15 protein-coding genes are annotated in these 18,367 nt (G+C 32.8%); 10 read left to right on the top strand and 5 right to left on the bottom strand.

What is annotated here, in order from left to right:
- Window positions 1-148: 148 nt before the first annotated feature.
- Window positions 149-727: a TetR/AcrR family transcriptional regulator gene (locus AC3WRL_RS10365; protein ID WP_492330224.1), complete on the bottom strand. Its 579-nt coding sequence runs from the start codon at window positions 725-727 to the stop codon at window positions 149-151.
- Window positions 728-1,101: 374 nt separating this feature from the next.
- On the opposite strand from AC3WRL_RS10365, the gene clpB reads away from it, so the two are divergent.
- Window positions 1,102-3,696, top strand: coding sequence for an ATP-dependent chaperone ClpB (clpB, locus tag AC3WRL_RS10360; protein ID WP_492330223.1), 2,595 nt, complete (start codon window positions 1,102-1,104; stop codon window positions 3,694-3,696).
- A 152-nt stretch (window positions 3,697-3,848) separates the two neighbouring features.
- Window positions 3,849-3,998, top strand: coding sequence for a hypothetical protein (locus AC3WRL_RS10355; protein WP_214831247.1), 150 nt, complete (start codon window positions 3,849-3,851; stop codon window positions 3,996-3,998).
- Between the two features lie 67 nt (window positions 3,999-4,065).
- Here AC3WRL_RS10355 and AC3WRL_RS10350 read toward each other — a convergent pair whose 3' ends face one another.
- Complete coding sequence (locus tag AC3WRL_RS10350; RefSeq protein WP_214831246.1) at window positions 4,066-4,947, bottom strand: hypothetical protein; 882 nt, start codon at window positions 4,945-4,947, stop codon at window positions 4,066-4,068.
- Between the two features lie 271 nt (window positions 4,948-5,218).
- Between AC3WRL_RS10350 and AC3WRL_RS10345 the strand changes: the two genes are divergently transcribed.
- The 6 genes from AC3WRL_RS10345 (at window position 5,219) to AC3WRL_RS10320 (ending at window position 10,949) form a co-directional block, all read left to right on the top strand.
- Window positions 5,219-5,764 carry a hypothetical protein gene (locus AC3WRL_RS10345; protein WP_492330222.1) on the top strand — a complete coding sequence of 182 codons (546 nt, stop codon included), beginning with the start codon at window positions 5,219-5,221 and terminating at the stop codon, window positions 5,762-5,764.
- Window positions 5,765-5,803: 39 nt separating this feature from the next.
- Complete coding sequence (locus tag AC3WRL_RS10340) at window positions 5,804-6,451, top strand: hypothetical protein (protein ID WP_251040590.1); 648 nt, start codon at window positions 5,804-5,806, stop codon at window positions 6,449-6,451.
- Window positions 6,430-7,215, top strand: a complete 786-nt coding sequence (locus tag AC3WRL_RS10335; RefSeq protein WP_214831244.1) for a sensor histidine kinase — start codon at window positions 6,430-6,432, stop codon at window positions 7,213-7,215. The genes AC3WRL_RS10340 and AC3WRL_RS10335 overlap by 22 nt, the downstream gene beginning before the upstream one ends.
- The gene (locus tag AC3WRL_RS10330; RefSeq protein ID WP_214831243.1) at window positions 7,212-7,850 is read left to right on the top strand and encodes a response regulator transcription factor; all 639 of its coding nucleotides are present in this window, start codon (window positions 7,212-7,214) and stop codon (window positions 7,848-7,850) included. The genes AC3WRL_RS10335 and AC3WRL_RS10330 overlap by 4 nt, the downstream gene beginning before the upstream one ends.
- Before the next feature lie 607 nt (window positions 7,851-8,457).
- Window positions 8,458-9,462: a zinc metalloprotease gene (locus AC3WRL_RS10325; RefSeq protein WP_214831242.1), complete on the top strand. Its 1,005-nt coding sequence runs from the start codon at window positions 8,458-8,460 to the stop codon at window positions 9,460-9,462.
- A gap of 107 nt (window positions 9,463-9,569) precedes the next feature.
- On the top strand, window positions 9,570-10,949 hold the full coding sequence (locus tag AC3WRL_RS10320; RefSeq protein ID WP_492330221.1) for a phosphatase PAP2 family protein: 1,380 nt from the start codon (window positions 9,570-9,572) through the stop codon (window positions 10,947-10,949).
- A 37-nt stretch (window positions 10,950-10,986) separates the two neighbouring features.
- Here AC3WRL_RS10320 and AC3WRL_RS10315 read toward each other — a convergent pair whose 3' ends face one another.
- Window positions 10,987-12,852 carry a M1 family metallopeptidase gene (locus tag AC3WRL_RS10315; RefSeq protein ID WP_492330220.1) on the bottom strand — a complete coding sequence of 622 codons (1,866 nt, stop codon included), beginning with the start codon at window positions 12,850-12,852 and terminating at the stop codon, window positions 10,987-10,989.
- Between the two features lie 104 nt (window positions 12,853-12,956).
- Window positions 12,957-15,329, bottom strand: a complete 2,373-nt coding sequence (locus AC3WRL_RS10310) for an outer membrane beta-barrel protein (RefSeq protein ID WP_492330219.1) — start codon at window positions 15,327-15,329, stop codon at window positions 12,957-12,959.
- Between the two features lie 131 nt (window positions 15,330-15,460).
- Between AC3WRL_RS10310 and AC3WRL_RS10305 the strand changes: the two genes are divergently transcribed.
- Entirely contained in the window at window positions 15,461-16,780 is a 1,320-nt protein-coding gene (locus AC3WRL_RS10305) for a sensor histidine kinase (RefSeq protein ID WP_261510995.1), read from the top strand.
- Window positions 16,770-17,456, top strand: a complete 687-nt coding sequence (locus tag AC3WRL_RS10300) for a response regulator transcription factor (protein ID WP_214831238.1) — start codon at window positions 16,770-16,772, stop codon at window positions 17,454-17,456. Before AC3WRL_RS10305 ends, AC3WRL_RS10300 begins: the two co-directional genes overlap by 11 nt.
- 4 nt (window positions 17,457-17,460) lie before the next feature.
- On the opposite strand, the gene AC3WRL_RS10295 is transcribed toward AC3WRL_RS10300, so the two are convergent.
- Window positions 17,461-18,288, bottom strand: coding sequence for an endonuclease/exonuclease/phosphatase family protein (locus AC3WRL_RS10295; RefSeq protein WP_492330218.1), 828 nt, complete (start codon window positions 18,286-18,288; stop codon window positions 17,461-17,463).
- Window positions 18,289-18,367: the final 79 nt, after the last annotated feature.

Here is an 18,367-nt window from a genome sequence, read left to right as displayed (position 1 = left end):
AAACGATATTTGAATCTCCTATAAAATCTCTCATTTAACTTGTCATTTAGAATGGAATACAGTGGAGGATCTTTAGTTATACAATTTAGTATTTAGATTTTCTCAGTCAGAATGAAAAAGATTAAATTGAAGATTTCAATCCTTAAGCCTATTGTTTTTCATTTCCAAGAAGCCCAAAAAGTATCTTATTCCTGATCTCATCGGTAATTTCAGTAGTCGATTCTGTATTTCTTTTAAACCAGAAATAGGAATTGTTTAAAGTATGAAGGATAAATCTAGTCGTAAAAACAGGTGATTTTAATTCCCAATTCTCAGCTTTATAGATCATAGAAATTAATTGTTCAACTTCTTGCTGATATTTCTTCCTTAATTCTACAAATTCAGGAAGCCTTTCTTCAAGATGTTTCCATTCATTGGAATAAATGTGGGTAACATCAGGGTTTTTAAGCACAATAGATAAATGTTTATCAATAAATAAATTCAATTTATCTTTTGGATTGAGATCCGTGTTTTGTACTTCCTCCAGCTCTACGAAGAAATCTTGTGCAATTCCAAAACAGATCCATTCAAGAATCTCTTCTTTAGATTGGATATGTGCATACAAGGAAGCAGCCTTTATATTCAGCTTGGTAGCCAAGTCTCTTACAGAGCTACCCATATAACCTTTCTCTTTGAAAAGCTGAACGGCTTCGTCTAATATTTTTCTTTGTTTTTCTTTAAGCTCCATCAGTAAAATACAAAAGTAACTTTTTTGATTTAAACTGTAGATTTTTGGTCTATAAAAGTTTTTAGATACTCTTTTTAATCATAATAAGACTATAAGAGATGTCAAAATTTACAACTGATTTTTAAAAAATGGAAATTTTGTCTAGTGAAAGCGCAGCTCAAAATGCAATATTCGGAAATTTTGTCCTAAATATTTGAAAATTCAATAATTGAACAGTTTTTGCGATATGGTACTCGAATTAAATGATTAAAATTAGATCTAGGACATCAGACTTTAGATAAAAGATTTTAAAATTTATTTTAATTCAAGATCTTATGGTCTGAAATCTGATGTCTGAAATCTAAATTGCTTAAATCAACTCAAAAATATAAAATATGAACTTAAATCAATATACTGTAAAATCACAAGAAGCCATCCAGGCAGCCCAGCAAGTTGCTATGGAATTTGGCAATCAAAGCATAGAACCTCAACATCTACTGGAAGGAATTTTTCAGGTAGATGAAAATATTTCACCTTTCTTATTAAAAAAATCTGAAGTAGATGCAAATCTGGTAAGGGAGCGTAACCGAGAAAATTTAGAAAAACTTCCTAAAGTTCAGGGCGGAAACATTTACCTTTCACAATCTGCCAATAAAGTTTTACTGGACGCACCGAACATTGCAAAAAAAATGGGTGATGAATATGTAACGATTGAACATTTATGGTTATCACTTTTGGAAACAAACTCTGAAGTTTCTAAAATGCTCAAGGATATGGGTGTGACCAAAAATCTATTAGAAGGTGCTATTAAAGAATTAAGAAAAGGAAGTAAGGCGAGCTCAGCAAGTTCAGAAGAGACTTACCAATCCTTAAATAAATATGCTAAAAACTTCAATGAATTAGCAGCCGAAGGAAAACTGGATCCAGTAATCGGGCGTGATGAAGAAATCCGTCGCGTATTACAGATTCTTTCCCGAAGAACTAAAAATAATCCGATCTTAATCGGTGAACCTGGTGTTGGTAAAACAGCTATTGCTGAAGGAATTGCTCACCGCATCATATCTGGGGATATTCCCGAAAACCTAATGGATAAAACATTATATTCATTGGATATGGGTGCCTTAATTGCGGGTGCTAAATATAAAGGAGAGTTTGAAGAGCGTTTAAAATCTGTTGTTAATGAAGTTATAAAATCAGACGGACAGATCATTCTTTTCATCGATGAGATTCATACACTGGTAGGTGCTGGCGGTGGAGAAGGTGCTATGGATGCGGCTAATATTTTGAAACCGGCTTTGGCAAGAGGAGAATTGAGAGCCATTGGAGCAACAACTTTAAATGAGTATCAAAAATATTTTGAAAAAGATAAGGCTCTTGAAAGACGTTTCCAAAAAGTAATGGTTGATGAACCGGATACAGAGTCTGCAATTTCTATTCTTAGGGGTATTAAAGATAAATATGAAGCTCACCATAAAGTAAGAATCAAAGACGAAGCAATTATTGCCGCCGTTGAGATGTCTCAAAGATATATCACAGATCGATTCTTACCAGATAAGGCCATTGACCTTATTGATGAAGCTTCTGCAAAATTAAGAATGGAAATCAATTCAAAACCCGAAGAACTGGATGTTTTAGATAGAAAACTGATGCAGATGGAGATTGAATTGGCAGCCATTTCGAGAGAAGGTAACCAAACCAAGATAGAGCATTTAAAAGAAGATATCTCAAAAATTTCTGAGCAGAGGAATGAGATCAATGCTAAATGGTTAAAAGAAAAACAAAAAAGTGAGGATCTTACTCAAATCAAGAAAGATATAGAATCTCTTAAGTTAGAAGCTGAAAGAGCTTCCAGAGCAGGAGACTATGCTAAAGTAGCAGAAATTCAATACGGAAAAATCAAGGAGAAAGAAGATGCTTTGCAGAAACTGGAATTAGAAATGCAAAACCATCAGAATGAACTGATCAAAGAAGAGGTAACCTCTGAAAATATTTCGGAAGTAATTGGAAAGTGGACAGGAATCCCTGTAACAAAACTTTTACAGTCCGAGAGAGAAAAATTATTACATCTTGAAACTGAACTTCACCACAGAGTAGTAGGACAAGATGAAGCTATTCAGGCAGTAGCTGATGCGATCAGAAGAAACAGAGCGGGCTTAAGTGATGAAAAAAAACCAATTGGTTCATTCCTTTTCTTAGGAACAACAGGAGTTGGTAAAACTGAATTAGCTAAAGCTTTAGCAGAATTCTTATTTGATGATGAAAACAATATGACCAGAATCGATATGAGTGAATATCAGGAGCGTCATTCTGTTTCAAGATTAGTAGGAGCGCCTCCTGGATATGTTGGATATGATGAAGGCGGACAGTTAACGGAAGCAGTAAGACGAAGACCTTATTCTGTGGTACTTTTAGATGAAATTGAGAAAGCGCACCCTGATGTCTTCAACACTCTGTTGCAGGTTTTAGATGATGGACGTCTGACAGATAATAAGGGCCGTGTCGTGAATTTCAAAAATTCTATTATTATTATGACCTCGAATTTAGGTTCACACTTAATTCAGGAGAATTTTGAAAATATCACTGAAGAAAACCAGGATGAGATTGTAGATAAAACGAAAGACGAAGTTTTTGATTTATTAAAACAAACATTACGTCCTGAATTCTTAAACAGAATTGATGAAGTGGTACTATTCCAGCCTTTAAGAAAAAAAGAAATTGGAAAAATCGTTCAGTATCAATTAAGGGGCTTCAATGATATGTTAGCAAAACGAAACATTATTATGACCGCAACTCAGGATGCTGTGGATTACCTGATGAATAAAGGATATGACCCTGCATTTGGAGCTAGACCTTTAAAAAGAGTAATCCAACAGGAAGTTTTAAATAAATTATCAAGAGAGATTCTTGCAGGAACGGTAAATGACGGTGATAGAATCACTTTAGATTATTTCGAGGAAACAGGACTGGTTTTCAGACCAGCAGAAAAATAAAGTAGTTTTTTTCATATATATTATTTTTGTAGTAAGTGCTGTAAATTTTGTTTACAGCACTTATTTTTTATCAATAAATAACTCACATGATAGATACTTATTCATACATTTACAATGACCAAAAAATTAATGTAATTAAAACAAGAACTATTATGAAAAAATTAAAAAGACATCATTTAAAGAAAATCACTGGAGCTGGACCGGCTCCTATCTATTGTGACATTGGCGGCGGCTGTCCACCCAATCTTTGTTGTACTTCTGACAATACATGCAAAGACTTCAGAAAATATCCATGTGTTTAAAAAATTATCTTATAAAAAAAGCGGCGAAAATAAAATTTTCGCCACTTTTAATTTTATACAACTTATTTTATTTAAGTGCAGAAAGACTGTTAAGAGGATTACTTACCATATCTTTCATATCACTTCCTTTTGGGAATGCTGTAAAATAGATACACTGACTACCTCCTTTTTGTTTTCCTTTACTTGTCATATCTGAACTGAAGCTATTCTGACCTATATTGATAGAAATGTTTACCTCAGTAATTCCTTTTGCCACCGCTTCTTCTTTCACATATTGAAGATATCCTTTTAGCACATTAACACTATAAAAGTATTGTCTTTTTACCTCTACACCCTGTGCATCTAATGTTTTTTCATTATTAAAAGTATACGTATCATACAAAAGCGCAGCTGCGTCGTCAGCAATTAAATAATTTTCAAAATTCTTATCTACAATATCATTTTTATTTGTTGTTGCATCTGGTGGAATAAGATTACCATGATTCATTGCTTCAACACAATTACTTGGAGAAATAGTATCATTAGCTGTCTTATAAGACATTAGATACATGGTCTGATATCCTTTGTAACCTTGTCTCTGATGGTTATCTATCACATTATTTGCAGGATATTGTCCAATATTAACTCCAATTAAGGCATCATCTCCTACTTTTAACTTCACATGATCGACATATGCTTCTAAAACTTCTATTGGATAAACCACCTGTCTGGCATCCTCACCAGATAGTCCTTTAGCCGTCCTTCTTCCTAATAATAAAGTATAGTTATTAGCTAAATAATTATCTCCAAGTGTTTGCGCAGTTTTACTATTAATCAACTGATTCTTGTAATCTTGCGAAACCACTGTACCTTTGGACAAGTCATTTTCAGAATCACCATTACATGACTGAAATAGCATCCAAACCGATAAAAGGCTTATAAAACCTATGCTAAAAATTTTTGTTTTCAAAATGATTTTTTTTTCGATAGTAAATATATCCAATTTCGTAGAAATAATATATAATAAATTGGTTATTTTCGCAAAAAAATAAGACTAACTTAATATTAAAAAGCAATATAGCAATTTTTAGGACACTTCATTTTTGATAAGGATAGCAGTATGCAAAAAAAAAAGAAATCCGTAAAATCACGGATAATAAATAGGAAAAACACCTGTTATTTAACATAAAATTTTTCCGAGATTTGCAGAACTAACTAACAATGTGTTAAAAACTAACATTATGGAAACAAAACCTATCTTCGAAGGTGATATTGAAACGCTTAGCGCTCCAAACACCATGACCACATCTTTTATTCAAGAACTGATCAATAATTATCGTAACAATCAGTTACAAGCTATTAATTCAAATCTTGAAATGAACGACGCCCACTCTATTTGGTTTGATCTACCAAAACTGAAAAAATTCATTGCTGACCTGGAAACTGAAGCTAAAAAAATTGACCCGACAACTACTGATAATGATCTTGGTATCAGATTTTATTATGCCGCTTATCCTAAATCTGAACATTGGGCAATTATGGAAAACCATACTGTTCCAAAAGAATATGCAGAAAGACATACTTTAGTAATGGTTCCCACTTTGAAAAAAGAAGATGAAAATGGGGATCTTTTGGATTATGATTTTAATCCTTTAGCATCTAATGGCCACGCAATGGCGATGGCATTGAAATCCCGTAATGCAGAAACTCCTATTGAAGAAGAAGGACTTGCACAAAATCACGGAAATCTAATTCCACCTGACGGAACCAAGTCAGAATTATTTTAAAGCCCTCAATAAACAATTATTTAAATAGTAGTACACATAATGACTGATTTCCAAAAAGTAATACAAGAATCTATGTTCTGGGTAGAAGGTCTAGCAGCTTTTACATCCATTTTGTCTTACAATAAGATCAAAAATCAATATTGGAAATACTTTATGTTCTATTTAATCTTTATTTTCTTGTGTGAAGCAGTGGGAAAATGGGGTGATTTAGTTATGGAATATAATAAAGCTGCGTTTTATAATTATTTTGTAATTCCTATTCAATTTATATTTTTTTATTGGTTATATGCCGCAAAATCATTTGAAAACAGAAAACTATATATTGTCTTATCTTTATTATATTTAGTATCATTTATCCCAAGTGAGATCCTTTTTTCTACCGATAAAATAATGTTTTCTCTAAATTACACTTTAGGTTGTCTTATTCTAATGATCTTGGTGGTAATGGAATATTATAAACAGATTAACTCTTCAAACATTCTTAGTTTTGGAAAAAACAGAATGTTTTATATCAACCTCGGTGTAACTTTATTTTATATTGGAACTTTACCTTTCTGGACATTTTTGACTTTAATCAGAGAGTATAGAGGAATTTTCAATATATATTTTGACTATTTTTTGATATCTGGAATTATTATGTATTTATTATTCTCAATTTCATTCATATGGGGAAAACAGAACTCTTAATAACCATTATCTTATTCAATATATTCTTTGTATTGTTTGTAGCCGCTGTTATGGTATACATCAGAAAATACAAGCAAAGAAAAAAAGAATATTTAAATGAAATTGAAATAAAAAACGAGATTCACCAAAAGGAACTTCTGGCTACCCAACTAGAAATTCAACAAGCTACAATGCAACAAATAGGACGTGAGCTTCATGACAATATAGGACAGAAGTTAACGCTTGTAAGTCTTTATACTCAACAGCTTTTGTATGAAAATAAGGTTCCGGAAGTAAGTGAACGAATTGAACAGGTTTCACAAATTATCAATCAATCGTTACAGGATCTAAGAAGCCTCTCAAAAACATTGACTGATGACAACATCAACCAAAAGGAAATTGTAACTTTAATTCAGGAAGAGGTTGATAATACCAATGCTTTTAAAAGATGCAATGTAAGTTTCAATCATAACTTCAAACAGCTCGACTTAGGATTCGTGCATAAAAATGTTCTTTTGAGAATCACGCAGGAATTTATTCAAAACAGTATTAAGCATGCCAATTGCAAAAATATTTTCATTAACCTCAATACTTCCGAAGAAATACTTTGGGAACTTAATATTCAGGATGATGGAATTGGATTTGACAGATCCAGAATAACCTCAAATGGTATAGGGCTAACAAACATGAAAAACAGAGCTGAGATCATTGGAGCTCATTTTAGTTTGGAAAGTTTGAAAAACAAAGGAACCAGTATCAATATTATTTTAAAAAAACAGCCATGAAAAAAACAATTGTTATCGTAGATGACCACGTCCTTATTGCAAAGGCACTAGAAGGTATTATTGATAATTTTAAAGACTTTGAAGTTATTTATGTCTGTGAAAATGGAAAGGATCTGATCCAGAAATTTGAAAACAACAGTAAGATTCCTGATATAATTCTACTTGATATCAGCATGCCAATTATGGATGGTTTTGAAACTGTTCTCTGGCTTAAGGAAAATCATCCTGACGTTAAGGTAATGGCCTTAAGCATGCAGGGCGATGACAAAAGTGTCATTAAAATGATCAAAAACGGTGCAAAAGGCTACCTCCTAAAAAACACTCATCCAAAAGAGCTTGAAACGGCTCTTATTAAACTTAATACAGAGGGATTTTTTTATCCCGAGTGGGCGTCAAGAATTATTTTTTCCAATTTAAACAATGAGAAAGAATCTAAGGATACGGTGAGGATTTCAGATCGTGAAAAAGAGTTCTTGAAATATACTGTAACCGAACTTAGCTATAAAGAAATCGCTGACAAGATGTGCTGCAGCCCCAGAACTGTAGAAAGCTACAGAGATCAACTCTGTGAAAAATTAGATCTAAAAACCCGAGTAGGACTGGCTGTCTTTGCTATTAAAAATGGTTTCGATTAATTTCTAATCAATAAACCAATTGTAAAATAGGAATACATATGATTTACTATTTAGCTAAGATCTTGTTTAATCCCAATAAAAAATACTTTAAAAACTTTCTCGTTCTGAGGAAGTTTTTTTATTAAACGATGCTGTTTGGATCTAAAAAATTGCAGAAAAACGCATTTAGAATTTTAATCATTGAAAAATTCTACAATCTCAACCTCATCTAATCACGAAAATCATCTCGTTAAAAATATTCATTTAAATTTCAAATAAACCTATGTTTTCCAATATTAAAATAATCTAAAGTTATTTTTTTAAACTAAAACTAAATTGAACATTAATAAATTCAATCCAAATTATATTTTGCGAATTATGCAATTAATAATAGATTTTGTTATATAATTACAATTAAATTGAAGAAAAATACATGGAAATTATGAAAATAACAAAAATCAACTAAATCAGCTTCACCAAAGAGTAAATCAATAAAAATCGCAGTAAAAAACTATATTATTCACTTATAAAACAGAGTAAATATTATAAATTGATAAAATAGAACCTTGCGAACTAATTCAAAATAATATAATTTCGTTTTTCCACAAAATATATAAATATTGAATTAATGAAAAAACTACTATTCGGAATCCTTGCGCTAGGATTCATGTCCGCTTGTAACAGCGACAATGTAACAAATCAAAGTGAAAACCCTTCAAACAAATCTGAGCCTTCCGGCTTAGCTGGCAAAAGATTCTGTCCTTCAGAGGAAATCAGAAAACAAGCTCTACAAAACAATCCTGAGCTTAGACAAAGATATGCCGCACTGGAAGCTAATACAGAAAAATTCATGAACGATATCAAACTGGGAAAAGTTCTACCGGATGGTACTGTTGAAATTCCCGTAGTAGTGAATGTATTATATAAAACGACCGCTCAAAATGTTTCAGATGCAAGAATCGCAGAACAAATTGCTGTATTAAATGCAGATTATGGAGGAACAAATAGTGATGTTACTAAAATTCCTACAGAATTCCAATCAGTAAAATCAGGTGATGTAAAAGTAAGATTCAAATTAGCAAATACGGTAAGAAAAGCGACTACAAAAACAAGCTGGAGCGATAATGATGCTATGAAGAAAGCGTCTACTGGCGGTATAGATGCAACTAACCCTACCAATTATTTTAACATTTGGGTGGTAAGTAGTATGCCAACCAGCCAAGGAGAAATTCTTGGATATGCCACTTTCCCAGAATCTGCTGGATTATGGAATGACGGTGTAGTTATTGCAGCTCCTTATTTTGGAAAAACTGGAGCCTCATCTCCATTCAACCTAGGTAGAACAGCGACTCACGAAGTAGGTCATTACTTAAATCTTAGACATATTTGGGGAGATGCAAATTGCGGAAATGACCTTGTAGCTGATACACCTACACAAACTTCTGATAATGCAGGTAAACCAACTTATCCTGTATACAATACATGTAGTGGTGTTTCAAGATCTATCATGTTCATGAACTATATGGATTATGTAGATGATGCTGCTATGTTTATGTTTTCAGCAGGTCAAAAAACTAGAATGCAGGCTGTAGTTGCCTCGTCTGGCTCAAGAGCAGGTTTAAGAGTTAACTAAAAAAACTTTTTATATGTTAAAAGTCTCTTCTCAGCTTTGAGAAGGGACTTTTTTTTATACTTTTGATATCGGTTTAAATTCAAAATTAAACTACACAAAAACACACAATGATGAATAAAATAGCATTAGCATCCTGCATGTTGCTAACATTATGCTTTTATAAAGCTCAGGATACTCTCCAACTTAAAAAGGATCAGCAATATATCATTTCAGATATTGCTATTTCAGAGAAAAAGACTTTCCTACAAAAAGAATGGGTAAAAAAATCAATTGCCCCTACTTTACTTTTTGCAGCAACAGCAGCAACTTGGGGAGAACGGGAAAACATCCGGGAAATCCGAAATCGTTATATTCCAGCTTTTAAAGCAACCTTTGATGATTACCTTCAGTATGCGCCCGCAGCAACAGTATATGGACTAAAAATAGCAGGGGTTAAAGGACGGAATAACATTGGAAGAGCCACCTTATCATATGCAACCAGTATTGCAATTATGGGCATTATCGTGAATTCTATAAAATACACCTCAAAAGTCGAACGCCCGGATGGCTCGGCAAAAAATTCCTTTCCATCAGGACACGCAGCAATGGCTTTCACTAATGCGAGCTTTTTACATAAGGAATATGGAATTGTAAATCCTGCCTATAGTATCGGTGGATATAGCGCTGCAACACTTACTGGTCTGGGCAGAAACCTCAATAACAGACATTGGATGCCGGATATTCTGGCTGGTGCCGGAATAGGGATTATCTCAACAGAATTAGGATATTTTTTTATTGATAAGATTTATAAAAATAAAGGTGATAACTTAAGTTTACTTTCCCGAATAGAAAGCAACGGAAATCCTTCCTTTCTTTCCATAAAATTAGGATCCGCTTTGGCTACTACCAATTTCCTTAAAGAATCTGAATTGGATGATCGAAAACAAATTGGTTTTGAGGCGGGATTGGAAGGTGCCTATTTTTTTTCAAAAAAGTGGGGCATCGGTGGAGATATGAGTTTTAGCAGTTTTCCCATAAAACCTATCCGATTAACATTAGATGACGAAGAGCATTATGAAAATTTTGATGTAACAACTCAGTCTTTAGGGTTCCTGAATTTCGGAATCGGCCCCTATTTCTCACATGAATTTTCAGAAAACTGGCAAATAACATTAAAAGCTACCGCAGGATACTCAACACCGGCTAGCGGAAAAATATTTGTAAAAAGTGAACACATTGATAATCCAAATAACGAACTTGAAGTCGCCTCTTATAAGCCTTCAAATGCTTTCCGATGGAATTTTGGAAGTGCACTTACCTATAAGCTTAATCCTGAATTAGGAATTACCGTATATGCAGATTATAATCAATTAAAATCTACGATGTCCTATAACTTCAGTGATATTGTAAAGGATGACGACGAGATGAATGAAGTATTTAACAGGGTTTATGCCAAAGAAAAAATTAAATATTTTACAGTAGGATTAAGATTGACAGCCTACTTTTAGTAAAAAATAAGCCTTCAAAAATTTGAAGGCTTATTAATTATAAATTTTTAGAATTATTTTCCGGAGTATAGTCCATAAAGAGACCTCCGTCCAGGCTTACTTCCTTCACTTTCTTTTTGATTGGAATCGTTAAAGCAGTTTGTTTCTGATTTTTCTCCCATAGAGAAGGGGTAAAATGTAGATTTTCAACACCACCATCATCATACTTTATTACCGCATCAAATGGAATAGCAAACCCACCAATATTATCTATATTTACAGTAAGTAGATCGTTCTCCTGAGCTGCCTTTGTAATTTTCAGATCTATATAATTGTTGCTGTAGAACCAGTTATTCCAAAACCAGTTCAGATCTTTTCCAGATCCTGTGTTCATAGAATTAAAATAATCCCATGGGATCGGATGTTTTCCATTCCAATTATCCATATAGTGATGTAGAGCTTTCTTAAACAAATCATCTCCTAAATAATCTTTCAGGGCCAAATATGATAAAGAAGCTTTAACATACGAATTGTTTCCATATCCTGAACCACTTACCTGGGTACTCATGGTTATAACAGGCTGATCCTGTTCTGTAGATGGATCGTTGATCCATTTTTTTACTCTGAAATTTTTATAAAATTCTTTTGCTTTTGCTTCTCCATTTTCATCAATCCCTATTAAATATTCTAATGTTGTCGCCCAACCTTCATCCATAAAAGCATAACGGGTTTCATTAATTCCCATATAAAAAGGAAAATAAGTGTGAGCAATTTCGTGATCGGCCGTTAATCTTGCATCCTGAAAATCATCAGGAATACTGCTATCATTGATCATCATTGGATATTCCATATCAGCATACCCTTGGATGGCAGTCATTACAGGGTATGGATATTCTACACCAGGCCAATTTTTTGAAAACCAATCCAGATTATAGCGCATCCAATCTACATAATGCTCAAAATCTTTTGCTTCAGCTCTATAAGCAGCCTGCACACTGACTCTTTTTGTTTTTAGCTGAACACTTGCTCCATCCCAAACGTAATGATTGCTTAAAGCAAAACAAAAATCAGTAATGTTGCTGGCTTTGAATTTCCAGATATTCCATTTATTTTGCTTGGTTACCTTTCCTGATTTCATTTCTTCCTGATTGGCAATATGAACTACCTGGTCACTTTTTAATGAAGATCTGTATCTCTTCAAATAATTTGGCTGCAGCACTGAATCAGGATTCAGAAAATCTCCGGTTGCCCAAACTACATAATTTTTAGGAGCAGTAATCGCAAAGTTATAATCATTAAAATCATTATAAAACTCTTGCCTGTCTGAATGTGGAAGCACATCCCAACCATTATAATCATCATATACAGAAATCCTAGGGAAAGAATAAGCTACATAAAAAGTCTCAGGATCAATTTGCCCTTCTCTTCCACTTTGTACAGATAAAGGATATTCCCATTCTATTTTGATTTCAGATTTTGATTTCGATTTTAAAACAGTTTGTAGCTTGACACTTTCGACAGTCCCCCAATCGTCACTATTTACATTGTATTTTTCTCCATTTACCATGAAAGATTTAATATGTAAACCTGAAGATAAGAAGTCCTTTGATACAAAGCCAGATCTTGGAGCTTGCGGTTTATGAAGATTATTTACAAATCTTATCGCCAGTGACTGTAAATCATTTGGGCTATTATTAGTATAAGTAATGGTTTCTTTTCCAGAAACTACTTTTGTATTAGCATCTACTTTTACCTCAACATTATATATTCCTTTATTCTGCCAGTAGTTTTTTCCTGGAGCCCCTGAAATGTCGCGTGTTCCATTTTCATATGCTTTTTTTATATTTCTTGGCATGTATAATTCCTGACCTGAAAAATGGTGCACCGAAGCAACCATTAACCATCCAAAAAGCAGTCTCTTCATATCTTATTTTTAAAAATAAGTGTCAAAATTAGGTAAAATGTAACACAGAATTATAATTTATCATCTTTTTAAGTCTGATAAAAGCAAGTTTTAACATATTTTATTTACATCCGACCTTGTTCATCTGCCTTTTTTATGTTCTTTGTATTCTTAACAGACTGATTTCCAAAGTTAAATTTTAGGGTAACCGAAAAACTCTGAACATCACGATAATCCAAATAATAATTATCCTGATTAGCGTATTTTGTACTTACCTTCTCTCCGGAAGTCCTAAAAATATCGTTAAATAAAAGACTTGCTTCCAGCTTTTTGCTGAAGAATTTCTTATTCATCACCAAATAGGTGGTTGAAGAACTTGAAATCCTAAACGTTCCCTGTATAGAAGGAGAATTATACTGATGTCCAACTTCTATTTTCCAGTCGCTGTTTTTATCTAATGTGAAGCTTGTGGAAACATCCGAAACCCAGTTCCAGACTTTATTTTTATATAAAATATTATCAACACCAATAAAATAATTTTGATTATTTTCAAGATTTTCAGATACACTTAAACTCCACCACGGCTTAAGCTGGAAACTTTTGTATAAACTCAACCCGTATGCTTCTCCTTTTTCAATATTTGTGTAATGATAGATCAGATTATTATTGCTGGGTTCCTGATATGAAATCTCCATTGATGGAGAAACCTCTTTTCGGTAATAAAAATCAAAATTCCATTCCTTCCAGGTATAAGTTAAATTAAGATTATGAATAATTGTTGCTTTCAATTTTGGATCACCCTGGAAATATGAAAACAAGTTATAATAGGACTTTGCAGGATTTAGCCATGAGTAGGAAGGCCTGCTGATCCTCTTTCCATAAGATAATCCAAATTGGTGATTATTCTCTGTTGTGTATTGGGCATACAAAGTAGGAAATACTCTCCAATAATTATTTGTATTCACTTCGTAAGGCTCCGAGACAATACCCTCAAGATCTGTTTTTTCAGCACGTAAACCGGCTTTAAAGTTCCACTTCCCGGGATTGTAAGCCAATGAACCATAAAGTGCAAAATTATGTTCCTTATAATCAAAAACATTACTTTTTTCAGGTCTGTATTCCACCTGCCCATTTTCGTTATCAGAAAAATCCAATTGACTATCTGTTTTTACAAAGCTATATTTTGCACCTGATTCCCACTCCCACTTCTCATTTTTCCATTGATAATCTGCCTGGGTAGAATACAACTGAACATTATTTCTATTATTCGTTAAAAAATTATTTTCTCCCGGAGGCTGATTAATAAAATCAAGATGAGTAAGAACATTTTGATATTTACGGGTATTATTTCCTGCAAAATAATTGATCCACGCCAAGCTGCTTTTTTTGTTTAATTTTCTTTCCACCTGAAAGCTTAAGGAATTATTGATGGAACGAGAATTATGATCATTGATTGTGATATAACTAGATTCAACCACATTTTGATTATTATAAATTAAAGTAGGTACATGATAAGTTCCGAAAGATCTTGGATTAAAATTCCCAGAGTAGTTGAGACTTAAATTAGTGAGACTATCCAATTCGTATTCAACATTAAAATTCAATGTATTCTGACTCTTATTTTTGTCTTTTCTGTTCATTATACTGATCCATCTGGTAGCACTTTCTACGTAGTTTACATAATCTGTTCCTTCACGATAATAAGTTCCTGAACCAAAATAATAACTCCCCATCATTGAAAGCTTATCTTTCTTATAATATTGAGAAATTCCTACCAAGCCTTTTGCGTATTGAGTTTGTACATACTTGGAAGAAAGTGTACCACGATAGCCCTCTATTTTATTCTTTTTCATAACAATATTGAGAACAGCACTTCCCGATGCTTCATATTTCGCAGGTGGGTTGGTAATTACTTCTACAGTTTTCAACTCATCTCCTTGTGTACTTTCTAAAAGATTCTTGAGCTCATCCCCTGTAAGCATAACTTTTTTATCATTGATGGTCACCAGAATACTTTGACTTCCCTTAATAGCCAAAACATCATTATTAGCTGTAACACCAGGGGTTTTCTTTAAAATTTCCCATGCATTAAGAGAGGAAATATTGCTATTTTCCACATTAAATTCAAGACGGTCAATCTTTCTTTTAACCAATGGTTTTTGTTTCGTCATCACCACCTCCTGAATATCTTGAATCTCTTTTTTTAAAACAATATTTATCGGTTGATTTTGAATTTCCAAATCCAGGTTTTTCTCAAACTGGACATACTCCAGATCCTTAACGATTAATTTTACAGATTTTTCAGAAATATCCTGTATTACAAATTCTCCATTTTCATTAGTAATTAGTTTTTTGAGCAATTCATTTTTTGAATTTACAATTTCAATGGACACCAATGGAAGCTTTTCTCCTTCAGCATTTAATACCGTTCCTTCAATTTTTTGTTTCTGAGAAAACAGAAATATTGGGAGACATAAAAAAAATAGAAACTTATACATGACTTTTATTTTAACAGAAGAAAGATCTTCCGTTACAAAAGTGTATATTATCAGAGGAAATTTCGGTTAATAGAAGGTTAATGATGAGTTAATGTCTATTAGGAAAAAAGGAAATTTTTATATTTGTTCAAATGATTTCCAAAAGTAAAAATCTTATCGCTCTTTTTACAGTACTATTCTTGTTTCTCTTAGGAATTCAAGCTTATTTTACCTATAAAACATATCAATTAAGAGAGCGTGAAATCTATAGAACTATACATAAAAGACTTACTCCATATACGGACAGACTAGAGGACAAGGGTGGGGTAAAAAAGATACCTAATCAATCACTGCAACAGATCTTTATAAAATACAACAATAAAGAAATCAGTAAAAAAGAATTCTTAGACTTTTTCACTACTAACAGAAAGAATGTTGAGAAACAATTCAGCCAGTATGTAGATAACGAATTCAAAAAAGAAGGATATATAATCGCCGTGAAAATCGAGTATAAATCCATCACTTTTGTCCCTACAAAAACCAATCTCATAGATCAACCTATCATTGTTTACGAAACTGAAAATAAGGTTACAGAACCTGGATCCACCAATACCGGGACATGGGAAACCTCTTCAAAGTCAGTTTCTGATGATCTTCCAAAAATTGAAAGAAATAACACCTTCTTTTTAAAAAGCCAAACCAGTTATCAAATTCTAAATATTAAAAATATCGTTTTTAAAGACCTGGCTTTACTTATTTTATGTTGTATTGCAATACTATCCAGTGTTCTAATACTGTATATTTTCACCGTTAAGAATCTCATCCGACAACAAAGACAGGTTGAAATTTTACATACAGTTGTTGACAACATCTCGCATGAGTTTAAAACCCCCATTGCTACACTTAAAATAGCTTCAAAAGCTTTAAAAAAGAATTTAAATCCAGAGACACTACCACTTATAGACAGACAGATCACCCGTCTTGAAAACCTGATGTCTCAGCTTCATGAAGATGAAACAGAAGAAGAAATATCTACAACAAAACCCGAAGACTGGGACTTCTTTATTGAAGATCTAATCTTTACGTATTCAGAAATCCAGTTTGATTTAAAAAATGAAATATCACAAGAACTTCCATTTGATAAAAACCTGATGGAAACTATGGTGAAAAATCTTTGCGAAAATTCCGTGAAATATGGTGCATCTATTGTAAAAGTTAAGATTACCCAACCATTGCATCATTTAGAAATTGAAGTTTCGGATAATGGACAGGGAATGGAAAAAAAAGAATTGAAAAGCATTTTTGAAAAATTCTATAGAATACAATCCAATAACATACACAATACAAAAGGTTTGGGTTTAGGCTTATATTTTATTCAAAAAATCATCAAAAAATATAATGGAAAGATAGAAGTTGCAAGTAAGCTAAAAGAAGGAACAACGTTTAAAATACAAATGCCTTATGAAAACTAAAATTCTTTTGGTAGAAGATGATCCTGACTTTGGAATGATTTTGAAACAATATCTGGAGCTGGATGAATTTGATGTAACCTGGTTTCAAAATCCTGAAGATATAATACCTTTATTAGATTCGGACTTCTCTTTCCAAATTGGAATTTTAGATATTATGATGCCAAATATCGATGGATTTTCTTTAGCTAAAATAATCCTAAAAGAGAAACCTCGTTTTCCATTACTTTTTCTAACCGCAAAAAATCAAAAAATAGACAGGCTTACCGGTTTAAAAATGGGTGCTGATGATTATATCGCTAAGCCTTGTGATCCTGAGGAACTGATCCTTAGAATAAGGAATATTTTAAAAAGAAGTACCCTTCCATCTGTAGAAACACAATTAAAAATCGGTGATTACATTCTCGATTCTGAAAAACTTCTGTTATCACATCCTAAGGGAAATGTTCGACTAACGATCCGTGAAAAAGATCTCATACTTTATCTTTTGAAATACAACCATCAAACCATAAAGCGTGATGACATTCTTGACAACCTTTGGGAAGCTAATGATTATTTTTCGGGAAGAAGTCTGGATGTTTTTATAAGCAGACTTAGAAAATATTTCAGTGATGACCCACAAATAAAAATCCAATCCCTGAGAGGAATTGGATTCGAAATTGATTTCCCGAAGAAATAATATTTTATAATGATAGATCTACAATAACAGGAAAATGATCTGAAGGGTATAATAAGTTCGTCCTTCTATCATTAATATGCCTATGGGATCTTACTTTCATTCCTTTTACAAAAATATAATCAATCCTGTCTTTAGGGATTTCATTGACATTGAATGCCGTGAAAGTTCCTACCGGACCATAATGTTTAGTTTCGGAATTATAAAAACTATCTTTAAGATTTTGAGAAATGATTTTAATTGGTTCACTGGTATCCGTTAAATTAAAGTCTCCACTTAACGTTAATGGTAAATTTTTAGGATTTAACCCTTTTATCTTTTTTAAAATTAATTCTGCGGATTTCGTTCTTGCTACATTTCCGATATGATCAAAATGAAGATTCATTGCTAAAAATTCTTTTTTAGATTTCTTATCCTTGAAAACAGCATAAGTACAAACCCTGTTGCAGGCAGCATCCCAACCTTTGGAAGGTTTTTCAGGAGTTTCCGAAAGCCAGAAAGTGCCTGACTGTAATACCTGCAATCTTTCTTTATCATAAAAAATAGCCGAAAACTCACCATCTTCTTTACCATCATCTCTTCCTACTCCTACATAATCATAGTTCTTCAATCCACTTTTAAGATCTTTCATCTGCTCCGGAAGTGCCTCCTGAACCCCAAAATAATCCGGGTGATAATACATTAGTAAGTCCAGTACCTCCGGTTTTCTTTCTGTCCATGCATTTTCTTTATCAGAATCTACCTGAAGCCTGATATTAAAACTCATTACTTTAAGATCCTGTGAAAATCCAGTGGCAAAAAACATTAAAAAAAGGATTGAAAACTTAAAATTCATAATCATAATTATTTTAAATAATAAGATAACAAAAATAAAGCTTCTCTATGATAGAGAAGCTTTAAAAACATGATTATAT

The sequence above is a fragment of the Chryseobacterium sp. FW101-FHT12H09 genome (assembly GCF_058790395.1).
The sequence above is the reverse complement of the archived record's forward strand: the minus strand, read 5'-3'. Positions and strand labels throughout refer to the sequence as shown.

Excerpts from the sequence above, each read along its gene's own strand:
- AC3WRL_RS10365 (WP_492330224.1), bottom strand. The coding sequence starts at position 727 with ATGGAGCTTAAAGAAAAACAAAGAAAAATATTAGACGAAGCCGTTCAG.
- clpB (WP_492330223.1), top strand. The coding sequence starts at position 1,102 with ATGAACTTAAATCAATATACTGTAAAATCACAAGAAGCCATCCAGGCA.
- AC3WRL_RS10355 (WP_214831247.1), top strand. The coding sequence starts at position 3,849 with ATGAAAAAATTAAAAAGACATCATTTAAAGAAAATCACTGGAGCTGGA.
- AC3WRL_RS10345 (WP_492330222.1), top strand. The coding sequence starts at position 5,219 with ATGGAAACAAAACCTATCTTCGAAGGTGATATTGAAACGCTTAGCGCT.
- AC3WRL_RS10340 (WP_251040590.1), top strand. The coding sequence starts at position 5,804 with ATGACTGATTTCCAAAAAGTAATACAAGAATCTATGTTCTGGGTAGAA.
- AC3WRL_RS10335 (WP_214831244.1), top strand. The coding sequence starts at position 6,430 with ATGGGGAAAACAGAACTCTTAATAACCATTATCTTATTCAATATATTC.
- AC3WRL_RS10330 (WP_214831243.1), top strand. The coding sequence starts at position 7,212 with ATGAAAAAAACAATTGTTATCGTAGATGACCACGTCCTTATTGCAAAG.
- AC3WRL_RS10325 (WP_214831242.1), top strand. The coding sequence starts at position 8,458 with ATGAAAAAACTACTATTCGGAATCCTTGCGCTAGGATTCATGTCCGCT.
- AC3WRL_RS10320 (WP_492330221.1), top strand. The coding sequence starts at position 9,570 with ATGATGAATAAAATAGCATTAGCATCCTGCATGTTGCTAACATTATGC.
- AC3WRL_RS10315 (WP_492330220.1), bottom strand. The coding sequence starts at position 12,852 with ATGAAGAGACTGCTTTTTGGATGGTTAATGGTTGCTTCGGTGCACCAT.
- AC3WRL_RS10310 (WP_492330219.1), bottom strand. The coding sequence starts at position 15,329 with ATGTATAAGTTTCTATTTTTTTTATGTCTCCCAATATTTCTGTTTTCT.
- AC3WRL_RS10305 (WP_261510995.1), top strand. The coding sequence starts at position 15,461 with ATGATTTCCAAAAGTAAAAATCTTATCGCTCTTTTTACAGTACTATTC.
- AC3WRL_RS10300 (WP_214831238.1), top strand. The coding sequence starts at position 16,770 with ATGAAAACTAAAATTCTTTTGGTAGAAGATGATCCTGACTTTGGAATG.
- AC3WRL_RS10295 (WP_492330218.1), bottom strand. The coding sequence starts at position 18,288 with ATGAATTTTAAGTTTTCAATCCTTTTTTTAATGTTTTTTGCCACTGGA.